Raw genomic sequence first — 1629 nt, forward strand, 5'->3', positions numbered from 1 at the left:
ATCATCGCATCCATCAACGACTACCAAATGTCCATCTCCTCAGCAGTCGAAGAACAAACAGCCACCACCAACGAAATGTCCCGCTCCGTCGCCGACGCGGCGACCAGTTCAGCGCAGATCACTGACAACATCACAGCTGTAGCAACCGTGGCTGAAAGCACCAGTGAGGTAGTGACCCAAATCAGCCAATCAAGTCAGGACCTCACCCAACTCGCCACCCAATTACGCACCCGCGTATCCACATTCCGGCTCTAGACGTAGTACCAACAAGGTGGTGTCCCAGCCAAAACCGCTGGGACGCCACCTTTTTGCCGGGGTGAACCACACCACAACGTCAACAATTCATCTCGTAATTTCTGTAAAGCGAGAAGATCGATCCGAAAGGCAGGTGTAACCACTCCTTCAATCCCCCGGAGCGACCGTGTCCACAGAGACTCAATACACCGCCACCCAGGCCCCCGCCTCGGGTAAGTTCTCCACACGTAACTTGCCGTTGGCCGTCCCCATTTTCACGCCCGCCGCAATCCTTGGCCTCGTTGCCCTCATTATGGGGATTCTCGCCATCAACTCAGCAAATACGCTGTCTCAAGGGCAAACTGACATGTACGAGAAAGAGGTTGTCCCTCTTTCCCTCATGTACGACATGCAACGCCAATTCCAGGGTTCACGCACCCGCGCCGTTGCCCTCATGGCATACCTAGGCGAAGACATCTCCGAACAACTAGCGGAACTCGACGAGCGCGAACAAGGCGCCTTGGATCTCGTTGAGGAATACCGCCCCTTGGCTACCGACCAAGGGAACATCAACGCTATCGAAACTGCAATCACAGAGTTCCACGATGATGTGCGAGGAGAATGGGCTCAACTCATCGAGACAGGAAACCAATCAGCCACAGCTGCATACTGGGAAAACACGTTGTACCCCAGTTCAGACGCCGTCAATGAACTCATGACCGAAGGTGCATCGAACCGAGCATCTAGCGCACAACAACTTGACGCTGACGGCACCACACTCACTGAGCAAACCCGCGTCATCCTTATTGTCGTTCTGCTCGTCGGATTAATCGTTGGTTTTGCATTCGCCACCTACGTTGTCCGCGAAATCCTGACATCAATCCGCCGAGTGTCCCAGTCCATCGATTCACTGCGAGCAGGAGACTTCACCAGCATTCCCGTAGCAACCTCCGCGAACGAGTTAGGCACGATGGTTGGTTCACTTGGAGACGCCATGACAGAGTTACGTGACACTCTCCTCGTGGTCAATGAATCTGCTGGAACACTAGCCGCAGCCTCAGAAGAACTCTCAGCAGGTTCCACCCAAGTTGCTGCAGGAGCTGAAGAAACCTCAGCCCAAGCAGGCGTCGTGGCAGCTGCAGCTGACCAAGTGACACGCAACATCCAAACCGTGGCAGCAGGCGCTGAAGAAATGGGTAACGCCATTCGAGAGATCTCCCAAAACGCCTCCAACGCAGCGCAAGTTGCATCACGCGCAGTCAGCGTCTCACAAACCACGGCAGGAACAATCAGCGACCTAGGCAACGGTGCGCGTGAAATTGGTGCAGTAGTCAACCTCATCACCTCCATCGCCGAACAAACCAACCTCCTCGCCCTGAACGCAACCATCGAAGC

1 protein-coding gene and 1 pseudogene are annotated in these 1629 nt (G+C 54.9%); both read left to right on the forward strand.

The features are described from left to right. Window positions 1-255, forward strand: a pseudogene (locus G538_RS18095) (methyl-accepting chemotaxis protein); the annotation flags it as partial. Between the two features lie 166 nt (window positions 256-421). Beyond that, on the forward strand, window positions 422-1629 hold a 1208-nt coding region (locus tag G538_RS18245; RefSeq protein WP_051196398.1), incomplete at its 3' end, for a methyl-accepting chemotaxis protein.

The organism is Jonesia quinghaiensis DSM 15701 (assembly GCF_000423205.1).
Lineage (GTDB): Bacteria > Actinomycetota > Actinomycetes > Actinomycetales > Cellulomonadaceae > Jonesia > Jonesia quinghaiensis.